Here is a 23,334-nt window from a genome sequence, read left to right on the forward strand (position 1 = left end):
CCCTATGAATTAACGGCTTGTTGTAATGTTTCTATATAGTTTAAAGCAGAAGATTCTTTGACGCGTTTCCCGTGATCTATCTCCCACACTTTCGTTGCAAAGTAGTTCACTATATTCAGATCATGGGTCACCATAATAATGGTAGTCCCTTTAGCCCTCAACTGTTCGAGCTGTTCTAAAATTGCAAATGTGTTTTTCGCATCTTGCCCGAAGGTAGGTTCATCCAAAAGGATAATGGGCTGTTCTTTCACAATCGAAGCAGCGACACTCAACCTTCGCTTTTGCCCCATGGATAGCTGATAAGGGTGGGTGTGTTTATGCTCCTCCAGATGATAAATGGTCATCATCTGGTTGACGCGCTGGGAAATAGCCTCCTGGTCCCATTTCGCTAAATGAAGGCTGAATGCGATTTCCTCATAAACTGAATTCGTAACAAATTGATATTCAGGGTTTTGAAAGACAAAGCTGACATACGCAGCCATATGTTTGATCCGCTTATAATCTTGTCCAAGAATGTGATAAGTGCCCCTGGTCTTTATCAGATTCATCATGGCGAGAAGCAGCGTACTTTTCCCGCCCCCGTTTTTGCCAAGTACCGTTACCCACTCCCCTGGGTATGCACGAGCCTCTTCCACATGGAGAGCTGTAACTTTTCCTCTAAAAGCTGAAAAATCGGATAAGTGAACAGCCGGTTTCACGTGAGCTGTATTTATCGGCGATGGCATCTGTCTGTCATTCTCCTGCATGTAATCCTCCCAAACGCCTGGATACCAAATTCCCTGTTCGACAAGCACGTGGCTATGTTGATCAAACACCGTCTGTTTTGGCCCATCAGCAATGATTGTCCCATTTTCATCGAGAAGGATGACCCGATCGACAAAATCGACCACCTGCCCAATTTTATGTTCGACGATCACTACAGTCTTTTCTTCTCCTACACTCTTGATCGTGTCCCAAACCAGCTTAGTACCTTCCGGATCCAGCATGGCTGTCGGCTCATCTAAACATAACACCTCGGGTTCCAGAGCGAGTACCGAGGCAATGGCCAGCCGCTGCTTCATCCCCCCGGATAACGTCTGGATTTTCGTATGAGTATCAGCAAATTCCAATCCAACTTGCTCGAGATAATGGTTGATATAAAGCTTCATTTTTTCCCGGGGAATTTGAAGATTTTCTAATACAAATGCGATCTCCTCATCTACGTAAGGCATACAAAATTGGGAATCCGGATCTTGAAATAAAACCCCCCAGGATTCTGGAATAGTGAGTGCATCAGCTTTCATTGGTACTTCCACCGCATGAGGTATGAGCCCCGTCAATACGTGTAATAGTGTCGATTTACCCGAACCGGATGGTCCAAGTATCAATACTTTCTCTCCCTTATCAAAAGAAAGGGAGAAGTCCTCGAACAATAAAGATTCCGCTCCGGGAAACTTTAACCGCATATTTGTCATACTAGCGATTGTTGTCATCTAATCCCCCCTGTTAGCCTAAAGCCTGATAATCTTCTTTAGCAGCTGGTCGAACCAGGTTCGTAACCCCTGTCTTTTCTAATGATTGAACAAGGAGATGAGAAAAAACACCTGAAATCAGAACCGCTCCGGCTATTCTTGTGCCACATAAAACCAGCATATTCCAAAGTGCCAAGTCCCCGATGTAGCCGTAATAAAAATCAATTCCGAGAGAAGCGAACGCAGCTGCAATACCTGCTAAAGATGCAATTAACATGTCATAACGCTTATAACGGAACGCTGCGAAAATTAATTCAGCGGCAAGTCCCTGACCAAGTCCGAAGATAAGAGTAGCGACTCCCCACTCCCCTCCAAAAATAAATTCACCCTGGGCAGCAGCAACCTCTGCCAATAGAGCGACGCCAGGTTTTCGTATGACCAAATAAGCAACGACCGCCGCTATAAACCACATACCATAAAGCAGCTGCTCCAGATGAAGTCCCAATGTAGCAACCACTCCATATAGCGGTCCCCACAATTTATAAATAACCCCAAATATCAGTGCGATAATGATGGTTACTAAAATATCTGACAGCTTTAACCCTTTTCCCATATTTTTCTCCATCTCCCTTGCTTAGTGAATGTAAATGAATATTTATTTAGGTTCATGTCAGCCAAACCTTTCAGTTGTTCAGTAGATCCGAATTGTCCAGCCACATTTTCTTGTGGTAAGCCATGTCCCAGAATAAATATTCTAGTTTACTCGTATGAAGGAAGATTTCTTCTAAGTGAGCTTTTTCTCGTTCTGGCTTATCATCCGCAAGTTCGTTCATCAGGTTTTTCGTTACTTCCGCAAGCTCCGTAAATTCGTCCGAAGCGTATGTCTTTATCCATTCACCATAGAATTCATGGTCACTGGCCCCCTCATTTTCGTTCAGTGCCTGCCCGATAACATTGTAGCTCCACGTACAGGCAAGCACGCATGCTGCCACCTCAGCCTCCGATCCTTGATGGGCCTTGTTCAGCATGTAGCTCGTATAAGCTAGAAGTGTAGAAGAAGGTACGGTGTTTTCTAATTCTTCCTTGCTTATTCCAAGTTTTTCAGCATAGTTTCGATGCAGCTCCATTTCTTCGTTCAGGGTAGAATGCAGTAAATCAGCGAACATTGTCATAGTATCTAAACGAGTTGCCTTCACGCTTCCTAACGCAAATACCCGGCAATAGTCTATTAAATATAAGTAATCCTGCTCCATAAAAAACTTGAATTTTTCAAGCTCTAAACTCCCATCTCCAATGCCCTTTACAAAAGGGTGTTCGAGATAGGCATCCCATATCGGTTTAGCCTGATTATAAAGACGATCGGTAAACATCATATATCATCCTTTCGCTCAGAATGTTGAAACCAGTTATATAAAAAAGTGACCATTGTTTTGGTGAAGCGTAGAAGCTGATTCCGGTTCAGCGACTCATTAATAGCATGTGCCTGGTCCAAGGCGCCCGGGCCATACAGGACAGTAGGAATGCCGGCCTCCGCTAACCATCCCCCATCTGTAACAGTAGGAGACATAGAATAGTCAACTGGAGTTTGGTGAATACATTGATGTGCGTTTGTCAGCATCTCAACCCCGACATGACTGGTGTCCACTGTGAATGCAGGGAATATTTCACCTTGGTCTTCTATCATGGACTTACCTCCCCATGAAAATTGAGGTGGATGATCTCTTAACCAGGGGTCTGCCTTTGCGGCATGATTAATGTGCGCTTCTATCTCACTGATTACTTCTTCATGGTGTTCTTCCGGATAGTAATGTACAGTGATCCATAACGAGCAGCGATCGGCAATGAAAGCCGCATGACGGCCGCCTTCAATTACAGCCGGATTGATTGTATTGGAACCGGAAGGAAAGCCAGGACTCGATTTCGTGACCGCCCAATACCGCTCCAATTCTTGCAACGCAGTAATGATTTTTATCATTTTCTCTATCGCACTCGCTCCATGCACACCACCGCCAGCATGGATGATCGACCGCCTTTGGGCATCATGAAGTGTTTCTGCGCTTTCGATTATAATCCAGCCAGTGACTACACCGCCCTGGCCCTGGATATGACAGTCACTTGTATCGACTACTAACGCCAAATCAGCATGATATCCTCTTTCACAGCAAGACTTAGCCCCTGCTTCACCAACCTCCTCCCCAACAACGGATTGGAAATAGAGATTTCCTCTAGGTTCTACACCAGCTTCATGCAACACCTGCAATGCAAAGAGAGCCCCAGCCATGCCTCCTTTCATATCTGCTACCCCGCGCCCGAATACGTTGTCCTTCGTTATCGTACATACGAATGGATCATAATCCCATCGCTCATTTTCCTCGATGGCTGCTACATCGAGATGGCCATTAATGATCAGACTCTTCGCTTGTTCCTCGTCTTCTCCCCGTTTAGTACCTACAACTACAGGATCACCGGGATACAGATCCCAGGAGTCGATTGAAAAGCCCATACCTTTCAATCTATCGGCCATGTACTCTTGAGCATTCGCCGCATTTCTGGCGGGCGGACTCAAAGTTGGATAGGATACCAAATCGAACAATAGGGTCAAAATTTCTCCTTCTCTTTCTTCCACTTCATTACATAACCGATGTAACTTGTTATCCATAATCCTTCCTCCTTTCTAAAATAAAATAGCCCGCCCCTTCACGCGAAGGAGCGAGCTCATACCTTGGAATATAGATAATAGAAAAAAATTCCACTCGCTTCACTTCCCTCCGCTAGTATGATCTAGATCAGGTTATAAGGGTCAAAGCTCCAAGCTTCTCTCAGCCATTTCATGGCTCCCCCAGTGAAGGATCCTTATTAAGTTGTAATTAAACATAGTGAACGGGTAATAGATAACGCAGTCTCATAGTAGCACTCTTTAGACATAAAAAATGTCACTTTCCAGAAAAGAAAAGTGACATGTCTATTACTAGCAAGATAAAATATAATTCATTTATGCACTTTCACTTTCCTCTTCTGGTTTTTTAGCCAGGACAGGTCCAAAGAGTTCCAAAGTTATACTTTGATCTCAGCCTTAAAACAAAGGCTCCCCTAGTGAATTCTCCTATTAAGTTTTGTAATGATTTAATTAATACCATACATCATATTTATTCAATCGTCTATACTGTTGTTTCACTTTTTTTCAATTTTTGGGTTGCCCCGACGAAACTACTTTAGGTGGCTATTGAGGTCTGTCATTTCAGCAATCCGGACGTTTCAAACAATTAATAGAAAGACCCCCATGGTAACAAATGACTCAAGTCTCCCGGCGTTCTTTATATATAACTACGGCAAGTCTAGGCTTTACCCAACAAGATAAACTTTGGCATATATTCATTTAAATCGGTTTCTGAAAAAACTTCATTGCTAACCATGAAGAAATAGTGTATAGTTTAAGGGCGATGAGCTATTTGTATAAGACGAAGTACAAGCTTAAATGCTAAACGACGAATGTGGTCGTCGGTACATTCGCGACAAAAATCGAAAGCCTTCCTTTTTATAGGGAAGGCTTTTTTGCATACTAGCGAATATGCATCAATTTATGAAAGAGCTCCCTCCTTTTTCTAAGGAAGAAAATATTTGCTTAACGCTTGTTGCAGGGTAGCTAAGGTTTCGGTCTGTTGATTGAATGCAAGCCCGGTGTCCAGTACCTCTCGTACGATTTCCTTTCTTAAACCCGTAATGACAGCTTTGCAGCCCATCATATTTAAACCATCGATACTCTTCTTTAAATCAACGATAGATTCTCGTTCCATCTTTGCAACTCCAGATAAATCCACAATCAAAGTGGCTATGCCTAACTCCGAAACCTTCGTTAACACTTTATCTTGAATAATATCTACACGATCAGGGTCCATTGTACCGATGAGAGGAAGGACGGAGATGGACTCATTAATGGGAATAATGGGTACAGAAAGATTCTCAACCAACTGCTGCTGAGTCTGAATTAACGCATCCTTATAGGTGGAATAACGAATGAAAAAGGTATTTAAAAAGTCATCGACCCGATTGTTAATTTCAGTTTCCAACTGGAAAAAATCCTCTATTTCGTTATTATCGTTCCCCTTATAATATTTTTCAATAAATAACCACAACGTTCTACGTATAGAATGGACCCATTCTAATTTGAATGATAGATCAATGGCATGCGTGGCCCAGGCTATCCCTTCTTGTTCAGCGAATTGCTTCAAATGCTCATCTTCCCCATTAATGATATACATGACTAAGGTATGCGCATTGTTAACAAGATCGATATTCCCTACTCGCATAATTTCATCAATCTTATCTTGAACATTCACCGCTTCCGATAAAAGCGTTTGTTCAAAGGCCTTACTATTTTCCATATAAAATTCTTTAAATTGCTTGGAGTACCCAGAAGACTGTGCCATAGACTGGCCCCTTTCTCTACTTTATAAAACCTATTATTTCATAGATGTCAGAAACAATGAAGGGGCTCTAACGAGGGTATGTGTTAGAAAAACATTTAATGGGTAAGTTCTTCATAGGCTCAGTAGTTACCTTTCGATGATACAGATAAAGTAAAAATCAATTGAAAATAATTAATATGAACCTCCCTTATCATTAGCATTCGATTTATTAGAAGTTTATATACAACGGTCATTCTTATGTAAGGAAGAAGGATAATAAACATGCTGCAGTTAATAATTGATCATATTCCTTCAAGCTCACTCCATGCACTAGCGGGAGCCTTAATAATAGATATCTTCTTTGGTAATAAATATTCTATAAAAAGACGCTTATTAATTATCCTTTTAGGCAGTATAGTGGTGTTTACATTAGACATTCCCAAACTATTTGGATTTATATTTACTCATTCGCTCTTTTTTGTCCCCTTTATTGGTGCAGGAGTTGCTTTGTTAACGGGAAAAATAATGACAGAACCTTTTATTAAGCAATGGATCGGAATTATGTGCACGTTATTGATGGGCGGGATCCTGATAGATTTTCTTGGAAATGGTGCACATCTATTCTATCCTATTGCCGAAAGAAATTTCTCATACTCCCTTGTAACAGGAGAGTTTTGGCTGATATTAGTTTTGGGTTTTATCATTGGCATACGGCTCCTTTATTCCCATAAACATGAAATAATTAGGGCTTATCACTAACGAGATAAGCCCTAACCACAGAGGTAGAGTCATCAATTTTAAAAACGGCTGCCACATGAGAACCGTCTATTTTTTTAAAAATGGATAGTTTACTCATCTCCAATAAACTAGCATTTCAAGTTGATCAACCGGGGCAAGTCTGGGTTACCCCTTAACCACCCTCCTGTACTCCTGGCCTTTCTTCCATGCAAAAAACTCCTTGGAACAGAAACGTTTCACAAGGAGCTTAAATCTCATTAAATTATAGTATTTTCATTAAGAGGGCCCTCATCATTATTGTTTTCTTTCAATGTTAAACTTCCCACTAACACACATGGTGCTGGTAGAAGAATACTCCACCACATGTTGGCTTGAAAGAAAAAGTGGAAAAAGAAAAAACCTATGATTCCAGTTAGTATATAAAGGTATGCTGTTTACTTACTAAATGACTTATACTTTGCACCAGACATGCCTCCAGCTACTCCTCCTACAATCAAAGAGAGTTCAAATCGTTGAGTTGCTGCATCCATTCTACACTCGAAGATACCGCCTAACTTAGAATACCTTAACGATACCCGGCTTCACCTGAATTACATTAGACTCTGAAACCAGAATCCAAGTCCTGTGCCAATGTAGTTTCCAATTATATACCCCAGTGTACCAACAAGAAGAATGGGCACAATCAGTTTATGCCAACCCTTTGCAATCGCCATTGCTGCAGCTGTTGTGGGACCTCCCAGGTTTGCGTTACTTGCAAGAAGGGCTTCTTCTAAATTAAATTTAAATAGTTTACCTAATACCAGAGAGAATAGCACATTCATCAGAACAATAATTAAAACAAAAACTAATAATAAAGGTGATGTTGTTACTACGATTGCGATAGAAGCTGGTACCCCGATGACTACAAAGAATAGATAAATCAAGAACGTTCCAATCTCCTGTGTACCTTTGATACTTTCGAATTGTCTGGGGAACAATGAAACTACTAGCACTGTAAGGGTCGTAAGCATCAGATAACGATCGCCAATGATACCACCCAACACCTGATAAATGATGTTTACACCCTCATCACCAGGAAGGATGTCTGCAAAAAAATCTGCGAGATTAAAGGATACTGTAACAAGGGCGAATGCACTCGCCACACTGATAGCAATATCTTTTAATGATATTTCTTTTCCTTTCCAGAAAGAAGCTGCCTGCGTTTCACTCTCATCTCCAGTAAAGCCCGCATCTACCTCATCAATATGAGGTGTTTTGAATTTGTCACGGAAAAATGAAAATGACGGAATGGCCATCAAAACAAAGAAGAAGGTAGCCATCATCATATTGTCGGCAACCACTGTAGCCGAAACAAGATCACTTGGTGTTTGGAATTTTGCGGCCATTGCTGCAAAGTTCACGCCACCTCCCGTATAGGACCCTGCCATCATGCCACCAATTTTATCCAGATGGGGAATCACATCTTTTAAGAGCATAAATGAGATAATGGTACCAGTAACCGTACCGATTGAGCTTAACAGGAAAATAGTCAGCATACGTCCGCTTTCCTGCCAAACCTTCTTAATATTCGCCTGAAATAAGAGTAACGGAATCGCCAACGGTACAACATAATTCCATACAGCATCATACACACTAGACTCAAGCGGTATAACATTTAAATTGGCTAATACCATAGCACCGATTAATGCAATAATTGCTCCGGAAATTTTAGATGCCCATTTGTACTTTTGCTCCAAATAAATACTGATTGCTGCCCACCCTGTCAGAAACGACCAGAGCGCCCACGTATTGTCTGACGATATTAAAGTGTTATCCAATTTATTCACCTCTTTGATATTTTCAAAAGCATGGCGAGGTTATTGCCCAAACAGGAATCGCCGATTCACATTGCATACTGCAAAAGCTGGTAAAATCTTTGGAGCCTATTATGCCGAAACTTTCAGCTCAACTCAAATCACACAAATAAGACCGATCACACCATTTTTCTTATGCTTCGGGAGATGTTTTCTTTCAAACGTCATTGTTTCACCTTTTTCATAGCGTAAGGCTATTTCGTGATGATGTTTGAATGAAGATCAAAAATTTTATTCAAAATTATGTATATTTTTTCATAATACTATAATTCATTAACGCCTTCAATTACGATTTGAAAGATGGGAAAAGAAGTGGTGTAGGTGTATGTCCAGCAGTTTATTTTGTATGATTGGATAATATGGTGAACAAGTGCGAACTGTCCTACTTTTACGTGAAGATATGTTTCTACATAAAGATTGTTTTTCTTCCGAGGTTTCAGATGTTAGATATGTGTGGTTATGCGGGTGTTCTACAAAGCAGGGTTGAACAATTGGAAACGTGATTGTTCGAGGAAAAGAGTATCACTTATTAACTCCTGCACATAAAACAGACCTTGCTACTTTCAGCAAGGTCCTCGTTTTGGAAAATGACGTGACGAATATAGCGAATATATTGTTGTCTCCTTAACTAGGTGAATGAATGGGCGGCATTGACAGAGGAACATTGTAATATCAAGTCTCCCATTTGAGACTAGATTTTCACACTAAAAGAAATGGACCTTTAGCCGTTGAGTAGAATGCATTTTTAATATGTTGCAGTTAGCCCCGCAAATTCCCCTATGTGTGAATACGAATATATCTAATTACGCAAAATCAAACGTCCTCTACGAAAATATTTATTGAATATCTCCTGAACATCCAATTTAAAAAATACTTAAGAAAGGAACTAATTTATTTGACTGATTAAATTAGCATTTTCATGCCTTAACTCCCAAGCAATTCGAGCACTATCTTCTAACTCTTCCAAATCATAAAAAGTAGACATTAAATCCTTGTCACCTACAACAGGTCCGTGATTCTGTAAAATAAAACCGTCACTATCGTTAACTTTTTCTTCAAAATATTCGAAGAGCTTTGTAGACCCAGGAGGAGCATATGGAACTAAACCTATTTTTCCTATTTTCATTCGTAAATAAGGTGTATATTCTGGAATAATATCATTTTCATTTTGATGATTTAAACATGACCACAAGGCTGAATAAAAACTATGAGTATGGATCACCGACTGGATATCTGAATCCTTATCATAGAGAGTTTTATGAAGCGATAATTCTTTGCTCGGTTTTTTCCCTTCAATATGATTCCCTTCCATGTCTATTACAGAAAAATCCATTCTTGTTAAACCTCCAAAACAAGTACCACTTCCTGTGATATAAATCTTATTATACTCACGAAAGCTTAAATTGGCGGAAGAACCAGTTGCTTTTCCTCTATCAAATAATGATTGGGCAATCCATATTGCACTTTCCAGCTTTTGCTCAACTGTCATTCGAATCACCCTTTGTAAGATTGACTGCTCTCATAAAAAAATCTTCCTGTCCAAAATCACCTGATTTTAGGACCAAGCGAAGTTTTTTATTATTAAGCGGTACCATTATAGGAACACCACTTGCAATACTTTCTCCCACTACATATGCATCATAACCCAAAGCTTGTGTCACAGCACCTGAAGTCTCGCCACCCGCTACTATAATACGATTATAACCATGCTGCTTTGCTCTTTTCGCAATATAAGCAGTTGTCTGTTCAAGAATTTCTGATATTTTTTCAACACCTGAGCTTTGTGCATTTTTTACATTTTCTGGTGTGTCAGAACTATATACTAGCGCTGCATCATCTTTACTCGAGGATATCTCTTCCCATATTTGTTCTTTCGTCTGAGTGCCTTCAATTAATTTATTTGCATCAAGCTTTATAGAGTTCCCATCATTTATTTGGAAATTCTCAACTTGTTGAAGTGTTGTTTCAGAACAACTTCCAGATAAAATAATTGCTTTCCCCTCGGTTGAACTATAGTTTACTTCTGAAACGGCTTTGCCTTCCTTACGGTATTTTCGCCCAAGATTTCCCACCAGACCGGACCCCCCAGTTAAAAAAGGTAAGTCCCCAAACAATTCTACTATCCTCGCACCATGGTTCTCATTTACATAATCGGGTATAACATAGAAATGATCTTTATCACTACCAAACTCATCAACTAAGCTAAAAATTTGTTCATCGCTGGCAAATAACATATCCTCTGTAATTTTCAAACTTTCATATTTTCCCTGAGGACTTATTAATTTTTCTAAATCTGAATCCCACATCGGTGTGAGTGGGTGGTCCTTCATATGAGTTTTGTTCAACGGAACCCCTTGGACAAACAGGTGACCATTTTTTACGATCCGTCCATTAATAGGAAGGGAGGGGGCGATAATTGTATATTTTATATTCTGGTACTCCAAAAAATTGTCAATTACAGGACCTATATTTCCTGTTTCATTCGAGTCAAAAGTAGAGCAATACTTACTATAGAATTGTTTAGCCCCATTATCTTTTAACCATGAAAATGCACTTAAAGATTCAACTATAGCTTTATTTTTTTCTTCGGTTCTTGTTTTCAGGGCTATGACCACAGCTATTTTTTCATTTGATATTGGCAATGGTTCTTGCGGTGTACCATTGAACAATAAAGTTTTTACTCCTTGCTGAACTAAAAAAGAAGCAGCATCACTAGCTCCAGTAAAATCATCAGCTACAACCCCTAAAACAATTTCACCCATTCTTAACCTCTCCTTGTTTGAATTTTAAAAATGGAGTAGCACTTTTAAAGATTTATCTTCCTTTCTGTCAACTAACCGAAAAGCCTGAGGTGCTTGATGATAAGGAAGGTTGTGAGAAACAATATTTTTAATTGGAATTTGATCCTTTTGGATAAAGCGAATAGCTCCAAGAAAATCTTCATGATTATATGTCATGCAACCAATAATTTCTTTTTCTGTATTTTGTAAATTGTGAATATTGACATTTTGATTTTGTTCAAACATGGCCACCGTTACAATTTTACCTGCTTTTTTTGTGATGCTCAGTGCTTCATTAATAATATTGTCCGCATTATTGGTAACAATTACTTTGTCAAAAAGACCATCAGTTTTTTTAATGGCTGCTTCTGGCCAACTAGAATGGTTTGTCACGTTTATAGTATACGATGCACCTAGTTGTTCACTTAGATTTAAAGGGTAGTCGAGAACATCAGTTACCAACAATTGCTGGGCACCTTTATCATGGGCAACTGCTAGGGTTAGTAATCCTATCGAGCCTCCGCCTAATATTGCTACTTCCTCACCTGGACGTATATTCGCTTTGTTTACAGCATGTATCGCAACAGCTAATGGCTCCGCTAAAACCCCGACCTCATGACTAATGCATTCTGGGAGCTTCATAACGCAAGATGCAGGTGCTTTAAAGTATTCAGCCATCGTTCCGTCCCATTCACCAACACCAGGAGCCTGACGGGATGTGCATAAATTTTGCATGTGTTCTTTACAATATTCACATTCCCCACATCCTAACTGTGGTTCAACCGTTACTTTATCTCCCAATTCATAGTCGCTGACGCTAGAACCTAGATCGACAACTTCACCTGATACTTCATGGCCAATTAATACTGGAGGTTTACGAAATGGATGAAGTCCTTTGTAAGTATGAATATCTGAACCACAAATTCCAGCCATCTTCACTTTAATCAAAATCTCATCGGATCTGATCTTAGGAACTGTTTTTTTCTCTATAGTAACGTGATCAACGTCTTTAATAACAACCGCATTCATATATTCCGCCCCAATACTATTGAAATAATATTAATTTTGAATTCTCTAAATGCTTCCTCATCATTTTTGCACTTTTAATATCGTGATTTTTCAATTTATCAAATATTAAAATGTGATCTTCATAAAATCGTCTCATTCGGATTGGATCCCTATTTAGATGTTTCAACGTGATACGGAACAAATGATCCCCATAATTTATTAATATTCGTTGAATTTCTTCATTTCCAGCTATTTTACTGATCATACGATGGAATTCGTGATCCACCCTAGCAAATTCAGTTACATTTAATTCCTCCACGATTTGTTCCATATCATTAAGGTTCTTTTCAATACTTTCTAACTCGTGACCCGTTATTTTGTTATAAATTTGCTCACAATTAAACGACTCAAGAGCGATACGTAAATTATAAATATCATTAATGCGATCAATGGATAAATCATTTATGATTATGCCCCGCTTTGATGACACTTTAACAAATCCCTCTGATTCTAAACGGACAATTGCTGACTTAATTGGGGTTTTACTCATCTCTAATTCTTCAATTAAATCTTTCTCAGAAATGAAAGATCCAGGTTTGTACCTTTCATGAAGAATACCTTCTTTTATTTTTTCATATGCAAAATCTTTTAGTAACAATTTAGTATTTGGATCTAGTTTCAATTAATACTGCCTCCTCATTGTCAAGGACGGTTAAAATCATACAGAATAGTCGGTCAAAAGCTATAACTTTATTAAACACATCAAAATAAGAACTATACTCCCCCCCCAACTATAAAAGAGATAGTACTCTCCAATAATAAATTCTTTAGACCACTGCAAATAATTTGATGAGAAGGCTTGGCGAGCCTTCTCATTCTTTATTTAATTTCCTTATGTTAAATATAATACTGCCGGGCAGCTAAACATAAACTAGTTGCTTCAGGAAGTTATTTTTTACTAACTTCGAATCTTCTCCGTCTGCTTCTAAACTTTTTTATAATATAATTCTCAAAAGGGTTATATTAACTTTCCTCACTCGATAGAAAAATTTCATCCTGACTTTCTCTCAGTTCCCACAACGTTGAATTATGGGGGGTTCGCACTTTATCATACGTGATAATTTCTCCCTTTTGTATGTCCACTTTTGCCTGTTGGTATGTGATCAAATGACCGGGAACTGGATGGTTGCTTTCCATTGTTTTAGCCGGAGCTATTAATCCTTCCAGAGACAAATCATGATCATTTCCAAAAGTTTCCCCAGCCTTAATGTCTCTTGTGGCTCTTTTAATGAGGTCATATTTAGGTTGATAATCTAACGACCCAGTACTTATATTAAGTAATCCCGCAGAGGCAATTGATATTGAAGTTTCAATACCACACAAATGATATGGGCGGTATATAACAGCAGTAGAACGATCATAATTTGGAATTTGTCCCTTAGTGGTAAGAATGTAATTAGAGTAGGCATTATCACATTTTACAACTATAAAGACGCCGCCACCCATACCAGCTTCGTCCTCTCTTCGGAAACATGTGAACAAATCAATAATACCTTCTTCAGAAAATATTCCCCCATCAGTATGACTCGCGTATGCAATAGGTAGCTCTGAAATTTTCAGAGCTGCTTTATTTAATTCTGATACATCGGGCTTTAAACCTGTGGAGTTAACAATTATTGTGAGTTCGCATAAATCAAAAGCCCCTGCACCAGGTAAGGATTTTAGAATTTCTTCCCGTTTTTTAATATATTCCGTCACGTGACCCTTTGGAATTTTTTTAAGGTACTTTGCATCATCATCTGATATGGATACTGAGGTGGTTTCATGTACGGTAATTCCATCAGCCTCAATATATACTGATTGATTCTTTTCATCATAAATAAATTCACCATCCCTAGCTTTACCACCAGATACGACTGTCAATCCAATTTCCCTTGCCCATTCATATAGAGACATCAACAAACCATGCTGATCACCATCAACAGGTGTATATATTACACCTTTTTCATTAGCTAAGTACTTAAGAACAGGACCAATAGCAGAATCAGTTTCTTTATTAACCATAGCGACGTGTTTACCATTTTCAATTGCTAGTTTAGCATGTTGCGCACCAACTTCAGGTACCCCAGTTCCCTCGCAAATCACATCAATATCATCTAATCCTAAGATTACTTCAAATTTGTCGGTATATATATAGCCGCCCTCGTCAAAATGCTTCTTGGCATCTGATAGATTATCACAATAATATATCTCTTTATCCTCGATATTCGCATCTATAAATGCATTGCGTGCAGACTCTAAATTTTTGTCCATTACGACATTGACATTTACAAATTGATTGTATTTAGCTTGAGTTACAATTGCTTTTCCAAAATGACCTGTGCCAATTACGGCAGTATGCACTACACCTTTTTCTTTATGTGCTTGACGGAATAAATGTTGATATATCATACTTTTTTCCTCCTATATTATTTATAATTTTTGAGCTTTTCTTTTTTTAATAATTGGGCTAATAATTACAGCACATACTAATAAGATAGCTACAGAAATTAGAGATGCGCTAATTGGTCTTATAAAGAAGATTGAAAAATCCCCTTGGGACAATGCAAGCGAGCGTCTTAACTCACTTTCAGCAATCGGTCCCAATACTAACCCTAATATAATTGCAACTAAAGGGAAGTCTATTTTCTCAAGGAAGTAACCTAGAACCCCGAAACCTAACATAAGCCAAACATCAAACATAGAATTTCTAACTGAAAAAGTACCAACAATACAACATATAATAATGATAGGTCCCAATGAAGCATATGGAATATTTAGCAGCTTGGAAAACATCCTAATAAATGGCTTTGAAAACAAAAGAATTAAAATGTTTACAATAAACAACCCTACAAATACTGCATATATTAATTCACTATTATTTGTCATAAAAGTCGGGCCAGGTTGCAAACCATGCATTACAAAAGCTCCAAGTATAATAGCTGTTGTTCCGCTACCCGGAATCCCCAATGCGAACAAAGGTACCAATGCTCCCATTGCTGCAGCGTTATTTGCAGCTTCAGGAGCGGCGATTCCTTCAGGAACTCCTTTTCCAAATTTCTTTGGATGTTTAGACCACCTAACTGTTTCACTATAACTAACCATTGCTGCAGTACTAGCGCCTATACCTGGCAGAATACCTATGGCTACCCCTAATATAGATGATCTAGCTAGGGTGAACCGAATTTTCCTGAAAATTGAAGAATCAAAAATTTTAATTTTAACTTTCGTAATTTCTTTTTCAGTATCATTTTCTTTTGCTTTTTTTAAGACCTCAGAAACTGCAAAAAGTCCGACAATTACCGGTATAAGTTCAACTCCGGCAGATAAATTAAGGCTGTTAAATGTAAACCGTTCCGTTCCTGTAAGTGGGTCAATTCCAATGGTTGCAATAAATAGCCCTAGCATGACTCCAATTAGACCAAGTATTAATCTTCCTCCTAACGAAGCTACAACAGTTAAACCCAACACTGCCAACCCAAAAAATTCAGGCGATGAAAATTGCAAGGCAACCGAAGCTAACAGTGGAGTGAAAATAATTAAAACAATAGTCCCTACAGTCCCCCCAAGGACTGAACTAAAGATCCCTATCCCTAAAGCCTTTCCTGCTTCACCCCTTTGAGTCATCGGATATCCATCTAGCGCTGTCATCACAGCTTCTGGCGTACCTGGTGCTCGATACAAAATTGAAGTTATTAACCCAGAAAATACTGTAGCACCATAAATTGCTGTAAGTAACATAAATGCACTTGTGGAGTCCATTCCATATGTAACGGGAAGTAAAATCACCACCAATATGACACCACTAATCCCTGGTAACGCGCCCCCCAAAAACCCGATAAAAACAGCCGAAAAAAGCAGTAATAGATTCATAGGTTCCGTAACTGTTAAAAACCCATTTAGCAAACTATCCAACATAAAATTACCGTCCCCATTCTCAATTTTACGCTTTATATAAAGTCTTCTATTTAACGATAAAAATCATTAAAGGAATTAAGGTAATGGAATATTTAATAATTGATCAAAAACTACTACTATTAATACAACCCCAGAAACCAAAGTAATCAGCACATGGATTTTTTTGCCCATACCCAAAACGATTGAACAAATAGCAATAAAAATTATGGTTGCAAATAAATATCCAATTATATTCATTAAAAATGTGTACAGTATAGTTACAACTAACAAAATCCAATGTCTGTGTTTCGTAATAAATCGTTGATCATACGCGTTACTCTTACTACCTTCTGCACCATATCTATCGATTAACTGATCTGGTTTTGCTTCTTCGCTTATATTATTTTCCTCCCTTTTATTTGAGATAAATGTTCCAATTAGAAGGGATAAAGATAAAAAGATTAGCGAAACCACCAAAATCAATGGCCAAAACCGCGGACCTATTAAGGTGGAAACTTCACTAGACCCCGGCAGTTGTATAGTTTGTACTAAAAAAAATAGAGAAATTAAAAAAATTGATATTGCAAAAGCATAAAGATTTCTTCTCATTAGTATTCACCTGCACTTTTAATAAAGCAGAAAATTTTGTTTTTCAGTGTTCATTCGATTCTGAATCACCTCCCAAAAAGCACCATTGATTAACAATCTATTGAGAGGTGATCCCAAATCATTTGTCTGAAATTACTTGTTCTCTTTTTGTAACTTCTTATATTTATCTAAGTCTTTCTCAAGTTTTTCACGATATTCTTCACTTCCAAGCCATCCTTCTCTAAAATCCAAGTTAGTTTTCTTCTCATATTCTTGATACTTATCGGAATCATATATATTTTTTAATTCTTGCTCAATTTTACTAACAATTTCATCAGGTGTATCTGCACTAACAAATACCCCTCTTTCATTTCCATTTGTCAAATCCCATCCTTTTTCAACTGTGGTTGGAATTTCAGGAAAATCTTTAAGACGTTCTTCTGCAAATATAAGTATTGGTTTCATTTCACCGGATTCCATATAACCAAGGATTGAGCTTATTTCTCCGAACATGCCATCGATATTCCCACTTAATACATTAGATGAGACGCTTCCTTGTTCATCATAAGGAATAAAATTCAAATCCAATCCAGTAGCATCTTTGAATTCTAGAAAAGCCATTTTATCAGGACTGGCAGCGTGAGTCCCTCCAATTGTTACGTCTTCGGGATTATTTTTAGCATGCTCATAAAACTCATCAAAGTTTTTATACTTATTAGGATTTACGATCAATGTCATAACATCAGATTGCATACGAGCAACAGGAGTAAGTTGTTCTAGTCCAGTTGGGTTTTGCCCTGCTGCTAGTGAAGTTATATAGGTGGAGGATGCAAAGTCTAACGTAAGCCCATTACCTTCACTGTTGGCCGTTCTTTTATGAGCCTGTGCCCCAGAAGCACTCGGTAAGTTAACTACACTAATTGTTGTGCCCAAATTTTCTTCCAACATTGGTTGGACTTGTCTTGCAAAATTATCAGTACCACCACCCGCTCCAGCAGCAACTAGAAACTTCATATTACCCGATGGATAATTTTCATCAGATTTTCCGGCACTCTCTTCCGAGGAATTCCCACAACCTACGAGAAGAAAGACCATCATCAGTGCAATGATACTAATGAATTTATTTCTTAACATAATCAACCCTCTCCTTATAATTTGTTATCAAATTCTTTGCTAGAAGCAGCCAAATTCTTTCTCCCTGCAACGACGAACATTCAAAACCTCCTTTATTTCCTTTCATTAAACTTAGATCTAACTTAAATCTAAGTTAGATCTTAAAGAAAGCGCTATCATTTGTCAATGATTTTCACAATTTTAAAAATATTTAAATATAAATTGTAATAATGCGTTAATGACAAATTCATTACCTTAACATATATTCATGTACCAAACCTAAAGGGGAAAACCTATAAAATAGTGTAGAGACACGTAAAAAAGCCACTCAAAAGTTCATCAACTGATTGAGTGGCATTCAAATAATATTGTATTTGATTAATTTTATTTGATTCTGGCCTGCTAAAGCCCTTTAAATTAGGTTTCTAAACGAAAGTACATCATGCCAACGCTAATCTGAAATGAAAGTTTTCTCCCGACATCTTGCGTATTAGAAATTTATTCATGAAGCCCCCGTATGGTTTGATAGACTTGGAAAAAAATCTAGCCTAGTCTTCATTTTAAAAAAATCATGATCTTCTCACGTTTCCCTTGGGCCACTTGTAATACAATCGGAATCAAATGTGTTTCAGGACGATGGTCTTCCCCAATCCTGCCATCCGGATGAGCACCTGCCACATTAAAGTATCGAAGCACAACATGTTTAATCCCGCTTGTTCTGTACGGGTTTGTTGGTACAACCCGGTCGTCTTCTTGAATTGGTACTTGCTCTGGCTCACCATAAACGGCGGCTGTTGAAGAAAAAACTATCCGTTTCACATCATGTCTTGCCATCGCTTTCAAAAGACAGGTGGCACCGTAAACGTTGTTATCATAATATTGTAAAGGGTCTTTTACACTCTCTCCGACAAGCGAGTCTGCTGCAAAGTGTATGACTGAGTGAATTTCGTTTTCTTGAAACACGCGATCGAGAAATGATGGATCACGCAAATCACCGTTAAAAAAGTGACCTCGTCCAAAATCGCCTCTTCATGTCCGTTTTGTAAATTATCCACTACGACCGCTTTTTCGTTGCGATCGAGAAGTTGAGCAACTGCATGGCTTCCAATATATCCTGCTCCTCCACATACTAGAACCGTCATACCCTCTCTCCTTCCAATCGTTTTGCTCCATTTCCGATTGCTACGACGTAAAAATCAACCTCAATGCCTGTCTTATCCTTGTAACGTTCTCCAACATTATGAATAAATGAATCTACTTCATCTTTGTTCACAATACTGATTGCATATCCTCCATCTTTGCACTAACCATCAGAATAGGAATCTGACTATTTTCCCGCACGTTTTTACAGAACTAAAGTCCATCCATGTTTGACCACATCATATCTAATATAATCCGGTCAAAAGAAGAGTGCTCAAACATTTGAAAAGCCTCCACACCATCCCGAAGCTTTATCGATTACATACCCTTCGTTTTTCAAGTACACCTCTATTAATTCAGCAATTTGTTGATCATCATCTATGGAACTAACACATACCATGCCTCTATTGTAAACATAATCGACATTGACTCTTCCATATAAATTCCTCCTAATCATTTTTTTAAGACAAGACACAGTATATATGAGAGTTCTAAAGTTCTTATAAAGAAGGAATAAAGGATTACTAAATTATTAAGAAGGAAAAACCTAAGATTGCCAATTACGTGAATCCCGGCGAGGGGATCAGTAAATGGCCAAACTGAAAGTTATTTTGGACCCAGGACATGGTGGAAGAAATCCTAGAGCTGTAGGAAATAGTTTACAGGATTTTGAAATCATTATTGATATGCGCCCTTTGTCAGAAAGCTGTTTACAAAACAATAAACAGTTGTTTAACAACTGTTTATTGTTTTGAATAAGGGAGTTTAAAGGTAGTGGATATACTTTGGTTAGGATTTTAAATTAATTCAAAAGGAGCAATTAAAATGAACAATATCTTATTTATGCCTTTATTGACCATTCCCTCTGGGCATCATGACGCTGCGTCCTTGCTCGACGACGTCTCCAGCGCGTTCCCAGCGGGGAAGTTCACGGCTGTGATAGGCCCGTCGGGCTCGGGCAAGTCGACGATTACAATATGTAGTAATCAGGTTTGGAGGTGGAATCATGGGATTACCTTATAAACGGCAGTCCGGTAGCGCCCTGTTAGCCAACTCTGATGACGCTGCGGCCATGCTCGACGGCGCAGTTAAGCGATACGGCTCTGGCGAGTCAGCCGTCGTTGCGCTCGACGACGTCACCATCGCGTTCCCGGCGGGGAAGTTCACAGCTGTGATGGGGCCGTCGGGTTCGGGCAAGTCGACGATGATGCACTGCGCCGCCGGGCTGGATCAATTGACGTCGGGCCGCGCATTTGTCGGCAGCACCGATCTGTCGACCCTTGACGACCGTGAGTTGACCAAACTGCGCCGAGAACGGATCGGGTTCGTGTTCCAGACGTTCAATCTCGTTGCGACCCTCACGGTCAAGGAGAACATCTGCCTGCCTTTAACGTTGTCGGGACGCCAGCCGAGCGATGGAATGCTCGATCAGGTCGTGTCGATGCTGAGCCTCGGTGATCGCATGCATCATCGGCCGGCGGAGCTTTCGGGCGGACAACAACAGCGCGTCGCCGTCGCCCGGGCGCTGGTCGCCCGGCCACAGGTGGTGTTCGCCGACGAGCCTACCGGCAACCTCGACACCCGGTCCGGACAGGAAATCCTCGGGTACCTGCGATCAGCGGTCGACAAGCATCATCAGTCGATCGTGGTGGTCACGCACGATCCCAACGCCGCTGCCTGGGCGGACCACGTCGTGTTCGTCGTCGACGGCAGAGTGCACGACGTGATGGATAGCCCGTCGGCCGATACGGTGCTCGACGTCATGAAAGGGCTGGGACGATGAGCCAGATGGTGCGGAGCGCGGTCCGAAGCGTGCTCGCGAGTCGGGGTCGGTTCCTGCTCACGGGCACGGCGATCGCGCTGTCGGTGGCGTTCCTCGTCGCAACGCTGGTGCTGTCCGACTCGATGCGCGGTCGAGCGGCCAGCGATATCGCCGAAGCGTTGGCCGGGACGGACGCCGTGGTGCAGGGCGTTTCCCTCGGTGAACCCGGCGGAGGACCGGGTGATCCTGTCAGGTCGGTTCGGCGATCACTGGATCCCGATATGACTGAGCGCGTGGCTGCGGTCGACGGCGTCGAGGAGGCCGCCTCGCAATGGAAAGGCTTCGCGAAGCTGGTCGTCGACGGATCGCCGGTCGGAACCGGCACAGCGAGCGACGTCGGTCGCAACTGGGTCGCCAACCCGGAGTTCAATCCGTTCCAGCTCGAGAGCGGGCGACCACCGACTGAGGTCGGAGAGGTCGTGATCGATCGCTCGCTCGCCGATGACGCAGGCGTGGCTCCGGGTGATGTCGTACAGGTCCTGACCGCGACGGGGATGCACGACGCGACCATCACCGGTATCGCAACGTTCGCGTCGGCGGACGCGGCACCGCTGGAGCGAACGGTTCTGTTGCCCGACGGAGCGGGGTCCGCCTGGCTCGACATGGCGGCGCCGACCGAGGTGCTCGTTGACATCGCGGAGGGTGCCGACCGCACCGAGGTGCTCGGCCAACTGTCGGCGCTGTCCGATGCCAAGGTCGTCGATGGATCCGACTACATCCGGACGATGCAGAACGCCGCGACGTCACCGCTGCAGTTCCTGAACGTGTTCCTCCTTGCCTTCGCCGTGGTCGCGGTTCTGATCGGCGTGACGATCATCTTCAACACGTTCACGCTCACCGTCGCCCGCCGCCGGCGGGAGTCGGGACTGCTGCGTGCGATCGGTGCGGAACGACGCCAAGTGCTCGGCGGAGTGGTGATTGAGGCGGCGTTCATCGGAACGATCGCCACGCTCGTCGGCCTCGTATGCGGGGTCGCGGGAGTGGGCGCGCTGCGCTGGGTCGTCGGACTCACCGGAATCAGCCTGATCACCGGGCCGTCGATCGTGAGCCCGACCTCGATCGCGATCGCCGCGACCGTCGGTATCGGCGCAACGATCCTCTCGGCATGGATCCCGGCTCGCCGCGCGGCGGCGACATCACCGATGGAGGCGCTGCGCGAGAGCGCGGCGGAACCCCGGGTCGTGAGCCGGGCAAGGACTGCAAGCGGACTCGTGCTCGCCGCGGCGGCGATCGTTGGCGGAGCTGTGGCTGTGGTGAGCTCGAACCCAGTATGGCTCATGCTCGCTGCTGCCATTATCCCGGCGCTCGTGCTGTGCGGCCCAGCGATCGTGATAGCTTCAGCACGTTGGAGCTCTCCGGCGGCCCGCCGCGCCGCCGGTGTTTCTGGCTCAATCGCAGCGGGCAACTTGGCTGCGAGCCCCCGTCGATCGGCATCGACGGCCCTCGCGATCATGCTCGGAACCGCGATGGTGACGATGTTCGCGATGTTCGCGAGCTCATTAACGAGCGCGGTGGGAACGGACGTTCATGACGGGCTGCAGGCGGACCTGGTGGTCACGTCGGCGACCCCCGACTTCTCGACGATCGACCCCACCCTGGCCGGTCGGATAGCAGAACAGCCCGACGTAGACGCGGTAACTGCGCTGAAGAAAACCGAAGGAATCGTGGAAGAGAAAGCCCAGGCGATCGGCGGCATTGATCCGACGGCCCTGCCCACTATGTTCGACCTCGACCCGATTGCTGGCGACCTCGCCGATCTAAGCTCGGGAGGCGTGGCCGTGGTCGGTGACGACCCGTCGCTGCTTGGCGAAACCCTGGAGATCGAGTTCGAACGATCGACCATTGAAGCGCCGATCGTTGCCGTGGTCGCGAGGAGCACTGGTGGTTTCGAAGCCCCTGCCTACTTCGTCGACGCGGCGACACTCGAAGCCTCGGTCGGTCGTCTGCTCGATGCACAGGTGTTCGTCGACCTCGCTGACGGAGCGGTGGCGGACGCCGAGGAAGACGTAAGTGCCCTGGTCCGAGATACGCCCGGGTCGTTCCTGGCGACCCGGGAAGAACACGTCGCCAGCAGCGGGAGCGAGATCGCTAAGTTCGGGAACTTCATCGACGGGATGCTCATTCTGGCGAGCTTCATCGCGCTTCTTGGAATTGCCAACACCACGGCGCTCGCGATCAATGAACGCTCTGGAGAGATTGGGCTGCTAAGAGCGGTCGGGGCGTCTCGGCGGGAGCTGCGTCGCATCGTGCAGCTCGAGGTGGCAATCCTGTCGTTCGTTGCAGCATCGATCGGTATCGCCGTCGGAGCCGGCTACGGCTGGGCGATGATCGATGTTACTGGAGGCGCGGAGATCCCGGCCGTCATCGTACCCTGGCTCCGTCTGGCAGTGACGCTAATCGTCGCAGTCGCAGCGGGCGTGCTCGCTGCAGCGTGGCCCGCTTTCCGGGTCTCCCGGGTACCTGTACTCAAGCTGGTGAGCGGAGACAGCTGATGCGAAG

General features: G+C 42.3%; 18 protein-coding genes, 1 pseudogene and 2 riboswitches. Of the genes and pseudogenes, 4 read left to right on the top strand and 15 right to left on the bottom strand.

The features are described from left to right. Positions 1-2: 2 nt before the first annotated feature. The 5 genes from HOP45_RS06600 to HOP45_RS06620 all read right to left on the bottom strand — a co-directional run bounded on the left by HOP45_RS06600 (position 3) and on the right by HOP45_RS06620 (position 5,878). Positions 3-1,472: an ABC transporter ATP-binding protein gene (locus HOP45_RS06600; RefSeq protein WP_181348123.1), complete on the bottom strand. Its 1,470-nt coding sequence runs from the start codon at positions 1,470-1,472 to the stop codon at positions 3-5. Positions 1,473-1,485: 13 nt separating this feature from the next. Further along, a complete protein-coding gene (locus HOP45_RS06605; protein ID WP_181348124.1) occupies positions 1,486-2,064 on the bottom strand; it encodes an ECF transporter S component in 579 nt (192 codons plus the stop codon). Positions 2,065-2,134: 70 nt separating this feature from the next. Beyond that, complete coding sequence (gene tenA / locus HOP45_RS06610) at positions 2,135-2,821, bottom strand: thiaminase II (protein WP_370457966.1); 687 nt, start codon at positions 2,819-2,821, stop codon at positions 2,135-2,137. Continuing rightward, a complete protein-coding gene (locus tag HOP45_RS06615) occupies positions 2,821-4,110 on the bottom strand; it encodes an acetylornithine deacetylase (protein WP_181348126.1) in 1,290 nt (429 codons plus the stop codon). The genes tenA and HOP45_RS06615 overlap by 1 nt, the downstream gene beginning before the upstream one ends. A gap of 87 nt (positions 4,111-4,197) precedes the next feature. Next, positions 4,198-4,302, bottom strand: a riboswitch (TPP riboswitch). Positions 4,303-4,441: 139 nt separating this feature from the next. Continuing rightward, positions 4,442-4,553, bottom strand: a riboswitch (TPP riboswitch). Positions 4,554-5,053: 500 nt separating this feature from the next. Continuing rightward, entirely contained in the window at positions 5,054-5,878 is an 825-nt protein-coding gene (locus HOP45_RS06620; protein WP_181348127.1) for an STAS domain-containing protein, read from the bottom strand. Positions 5,879-6,139: 261 nt separating this feature from the next. Here HOP45_RS06620 and HOP45_RS06625 point away from each other — a divergent pair, with 261 nt between their 5' ends. Next, the gene (locus HOP45_RS06625; RefSeq protein ID WP_181348128.1) at positions 6,140-6,616 is read left to right on the top strand and encodes a hypothetical protein; all 477 of its coding nucleotides are present in this window, start codon (positions 6,140-6,142) and stop codon (positions 6,614-6,616) included. Positions 6,617-7,185: 569 nt separating this feature from the next. Here the strand turns inward: HOP45_RS06625 and HOP45_RS06630 are convergent. The 10 genes and pseudogenes from HOP45_RS06630 to HOP45_RS06675 form a co-directional block, all read right to left on the bottom strand. Further along, positions 7,186-8,412, bottom strand: a complete 1,227-nt coding sequence (locus HOP45_RS06630) for a DUF819 family protein (RefSeq protein ID WP_181348129.1) — start codon at positions 8,410-8,412, stop codon at positions 7,186-7,188. A gap of 922 nt (positions 8,413-9,334) precedes the next feature. Next, positions 9,335-9,937, bottom strand: coding sequence for a class II aldolase/adducin family protein (locus HOP45_RS06635; protein WP_219914500.1), 603 nt, complete (start codon positions 9,935-9,937; stop codon positions 9,335-9,337). Further along, positions 9,927-11,210, bottom strand: coding sequence for a 3-oxo-tetronate kinase (gene otnK, locus HOP45_RS06640; protein ID WP_181348131.1), 1,284 nt, complete (start codon positions 11,208-11,210; stop codon positions 9,927-9,929). The genes HOP45_RS06635 and otnK overlap by 11 nt, the downstream gene beginning before the upstream one ends. Positions 11,211-11,234: 24 nt before the next feature. Then, entirely contained in the window at positions 11,235-12,257 is a 1,023-nt protein-coding gene (locus tag HOP45_RS06645; protein ID WP_181348132.1) for a zinc-dependent alcohol dehydrogenase, read from the bottom strand. A gap of 16 nt (positions 12,258-12,273) precedes the next feature. Beyond that, the gene (locus tag HOP45_RS06650) at positions 12,274-12,918 is read right to left on the bottom strand and encodes a GntR family transcriptional regulator (protein ID WP_255437506.1); all 645 of its coding nucleotides are present in this window, start codon (positions 12,916-12,918) and stop codon (positions 12,274-12,276) included. A 341-nt stretch (positions 12,919-13,259) separates the two neighbouring features. Continuing rightward, positions 13,260-14,687 (bottom strand): NAD(P)H-dependent oxidoreductase, encoded by a 1,428-nt coding sequence (locus HOP45_RS06655; protein ID WP_181348133.1) that lies wholly within the window; start codon positions 14,685-14,687, stop codon positions 13,260-13,262. 21 nt (positions 14,688-14,708) lie between these two features. Then, on the bottom strand, positions 14,709-16,193 hold the full coding sequence (locus tag HOP45_RS06660) for a tripartite tricarboxylate transporter permease (RefSeq protein ID WP_181348134.1): 1,485 nt from the start codon (positions 16,191-16,193) through the stop codon (positions 14,709-14,711). Between the two features lie 75 nt (positions 16,194-16,268). Beyond that, positions 16,269-16,781, bottom strand: a complete 513-nt coding sequence (locus HOP45_RS06665) for a tripartite tricarboxylate transporter TctB family protein (RefSeq protein WP_181348135.1) — start codon at positions 16,779-16,781, stop codon at positions 16,269-16,271. Positions 16,782-16,913: 132 nt separating this feature from the next. Then, positions 16,914-17,894: a tripartite tricarboxylate transporter substrate binding protein gene (locus HOP45_RS06670; protein ID WP_219914501.1), complete on the bottom strand. Its 981-nt coding sequence runs from the start codon at positions 17,892-17,894 to the stop codon at positions 16,914-16,916. A gap of 543 nt (positions 17,895-18,437) precedes the next feature. Further along, positions 18,438-19,015: pseudogene (locus HOP45_RS06675) on the bottom strand (NAD-dependent epimerase/dehydratase family protein); the annotation flags it as partial. A 588-nt stretch (positions 19,016-19,603) separates the two neighbouring features. Between HOP45_RS06675 and HOP45_RS06680 the strand changes: the two are divergent. The 3 genes from HOP45_RS06680 (at position 19,604) to HOP45_RS06695 (ending at position 23,327) form a co-directional block, all read left to right on the top strand. After that, entirely contained in the window at positions 19,604-19,768 is a 165-nt protein-coding gene (locus HOP45_RS06680) for an N-acetylmuramoyl-L-alanine amidase CwlD (RefSeq protein ID WP_181348136.1), read from the top strand. A gap of 251 nt (positions 19,769-20,019) precedes the next feature. Continuing rightward, entirely contained in the window at positions 20,020-20,796 is a 777-nt protein-coding gene (locus HOP45_RS06690) for an ABC transporter ATP-binding protein (RefSeq protein WP_255437507.1), read from the top strand. Next, positions 20,793-23,327, top strand: coding sequence for an ABC transporter permease (locus HOP45_RS06695; protein WP_181348137.1), 2,535 nt, complete (start codon positions 20,793-20,795; stop codon positions 23,325-23,327). The genes HOP45_RS06690 and HOP45_RS06695 overlap by 4 nt, the downstream gene beginning before the upstream one ends. Positions 23,328-23,334 lie beyond the last annotated feature (7 nt).

Source organism: Thalassobacillus sp. CUG 92003 (assembly GCF_013618635.1).
In the GTDB taxonomy this organism is placed as follows: domain Bacteria; phylum Bacillota; class Bacilli; order Bacillales; family Halobacillaceae; genus CUG-92003.

Excerpts from the sequence above, each read along its gene's own strand:
- HOP45_RS06600 (WP_181348123.1), bottom strand. The coding sequence starts at position 1,472 with ATGACAACAATCGCTAGTATGACAAATATGCGGTTAAAGTTTCCCGGA.
- HOP45_RS06605 (WP_181348124.1), bottom strand. The coding sequence starts at position 2,064 with ATGGGAAAAGGGTTAAAGCTGTCAGATATTTTAGTAACCATCATTATC.
- tenA (WP_370457966.1), bottom strand. The coding sequence starts at position 2,821 with ATGTTTACCGATCGTCTTTATAATCAGGCTAAACCGATATGGGATGCC.
- HOP45_RS06615 (WP_181348126.1), bottom strand. The coding sequence starts at position 4,110 with ATGGATAACAAGTTACATCGGTTATGTAATGAAGTGGAAGAAAGAGAA.
- HOP45_RS06620 (WP_181348127.1), bottom strand. The coding sequence starts at position 5,878 with ATGGCACAGTCTTCTGGGTACTCCAAGCAATTTAAAGAATTTTATATG.
- HOP45_RS06625 (WP_181348128.1), top strand. The coding sequence starts at position 6,140 with ATGCTGCAGTTAATAATTGATCATATTCCTTCAAGCTCACTCCATGCA.
- HOP45_RS06635 (WP_219914500.1), bottom strand. The coding sequence starts at position 9,937 with ATGACAGTTGAGCAAAAGCTGGAAAGTGCAATATGGATTGCCCAATCA.
- otnK (WP_181348131.1), bottom strand. The coding sequence starts at position 11,210 with ATGGGTGAAATTGTTTTAGGGGTTGTAGCTGATGATTTTACTGGAGCT.
- HOP45_RS06645 (WP_181348132.1), bottom strand. The coding sequence starts at position 12,257 with ATGAATGCGGTTGTTATTAAAGACGTTGATCACGTTACTATAGAGAAA.
- HOP45_RS06655 (WP_181348133.1), bottom strand. The coding sequence starts at position 14,687 with ATGATATATCAACATTTATTCCGTCAAGCACATAAAGAAAAAGGTGTA.
- HOP45_RS06660 (WP_181348134.1), bottom strand. The coding sequence starts at position 16,193 with ATGTTGGATAGTTTGCTAAATGGGTTTTTAACAGTTACGGAACCTATG.
- HOP45_RS06665 (WP_181348135.1), bottom strand. The coding sequence starts at position 16,781 with ATGAGAAGAAATCTTTATGCTTTTGCAATATCAATTTTTTTAATTTCT.
- HOP45_RS06670 (WP_219914501.1), bottom strand. The coding sequence starts at position 17,894 with ATGTTAAGAAATAAATTCATTAGTATCATTGCACTGATGATGGTCTTT.
- HOP45_RS06680 (WP_181348136.1), top strand. The coding sequence starts at position 19,604 with ATGGCCAAACTGAAAGTTATTTTGGACCCAGGACATGGTGGAAGAAAT.
- HOP45_RS06690 (WP_255437507.1), top strand. The coding sequence starts at position 20,020 with ATGGGATTACCTTATAAACGGCAGTCCGGTAGCGCCCTGTTAGCCAAC.
- HOP45_RS06695 (WP_181348137.1), top strand. The coding sequence starts at position 20,793 with ATGAGCCAGATGGTGCGGAGCGCGGTCCGAAGCGTGCTCGCGAGTCGG.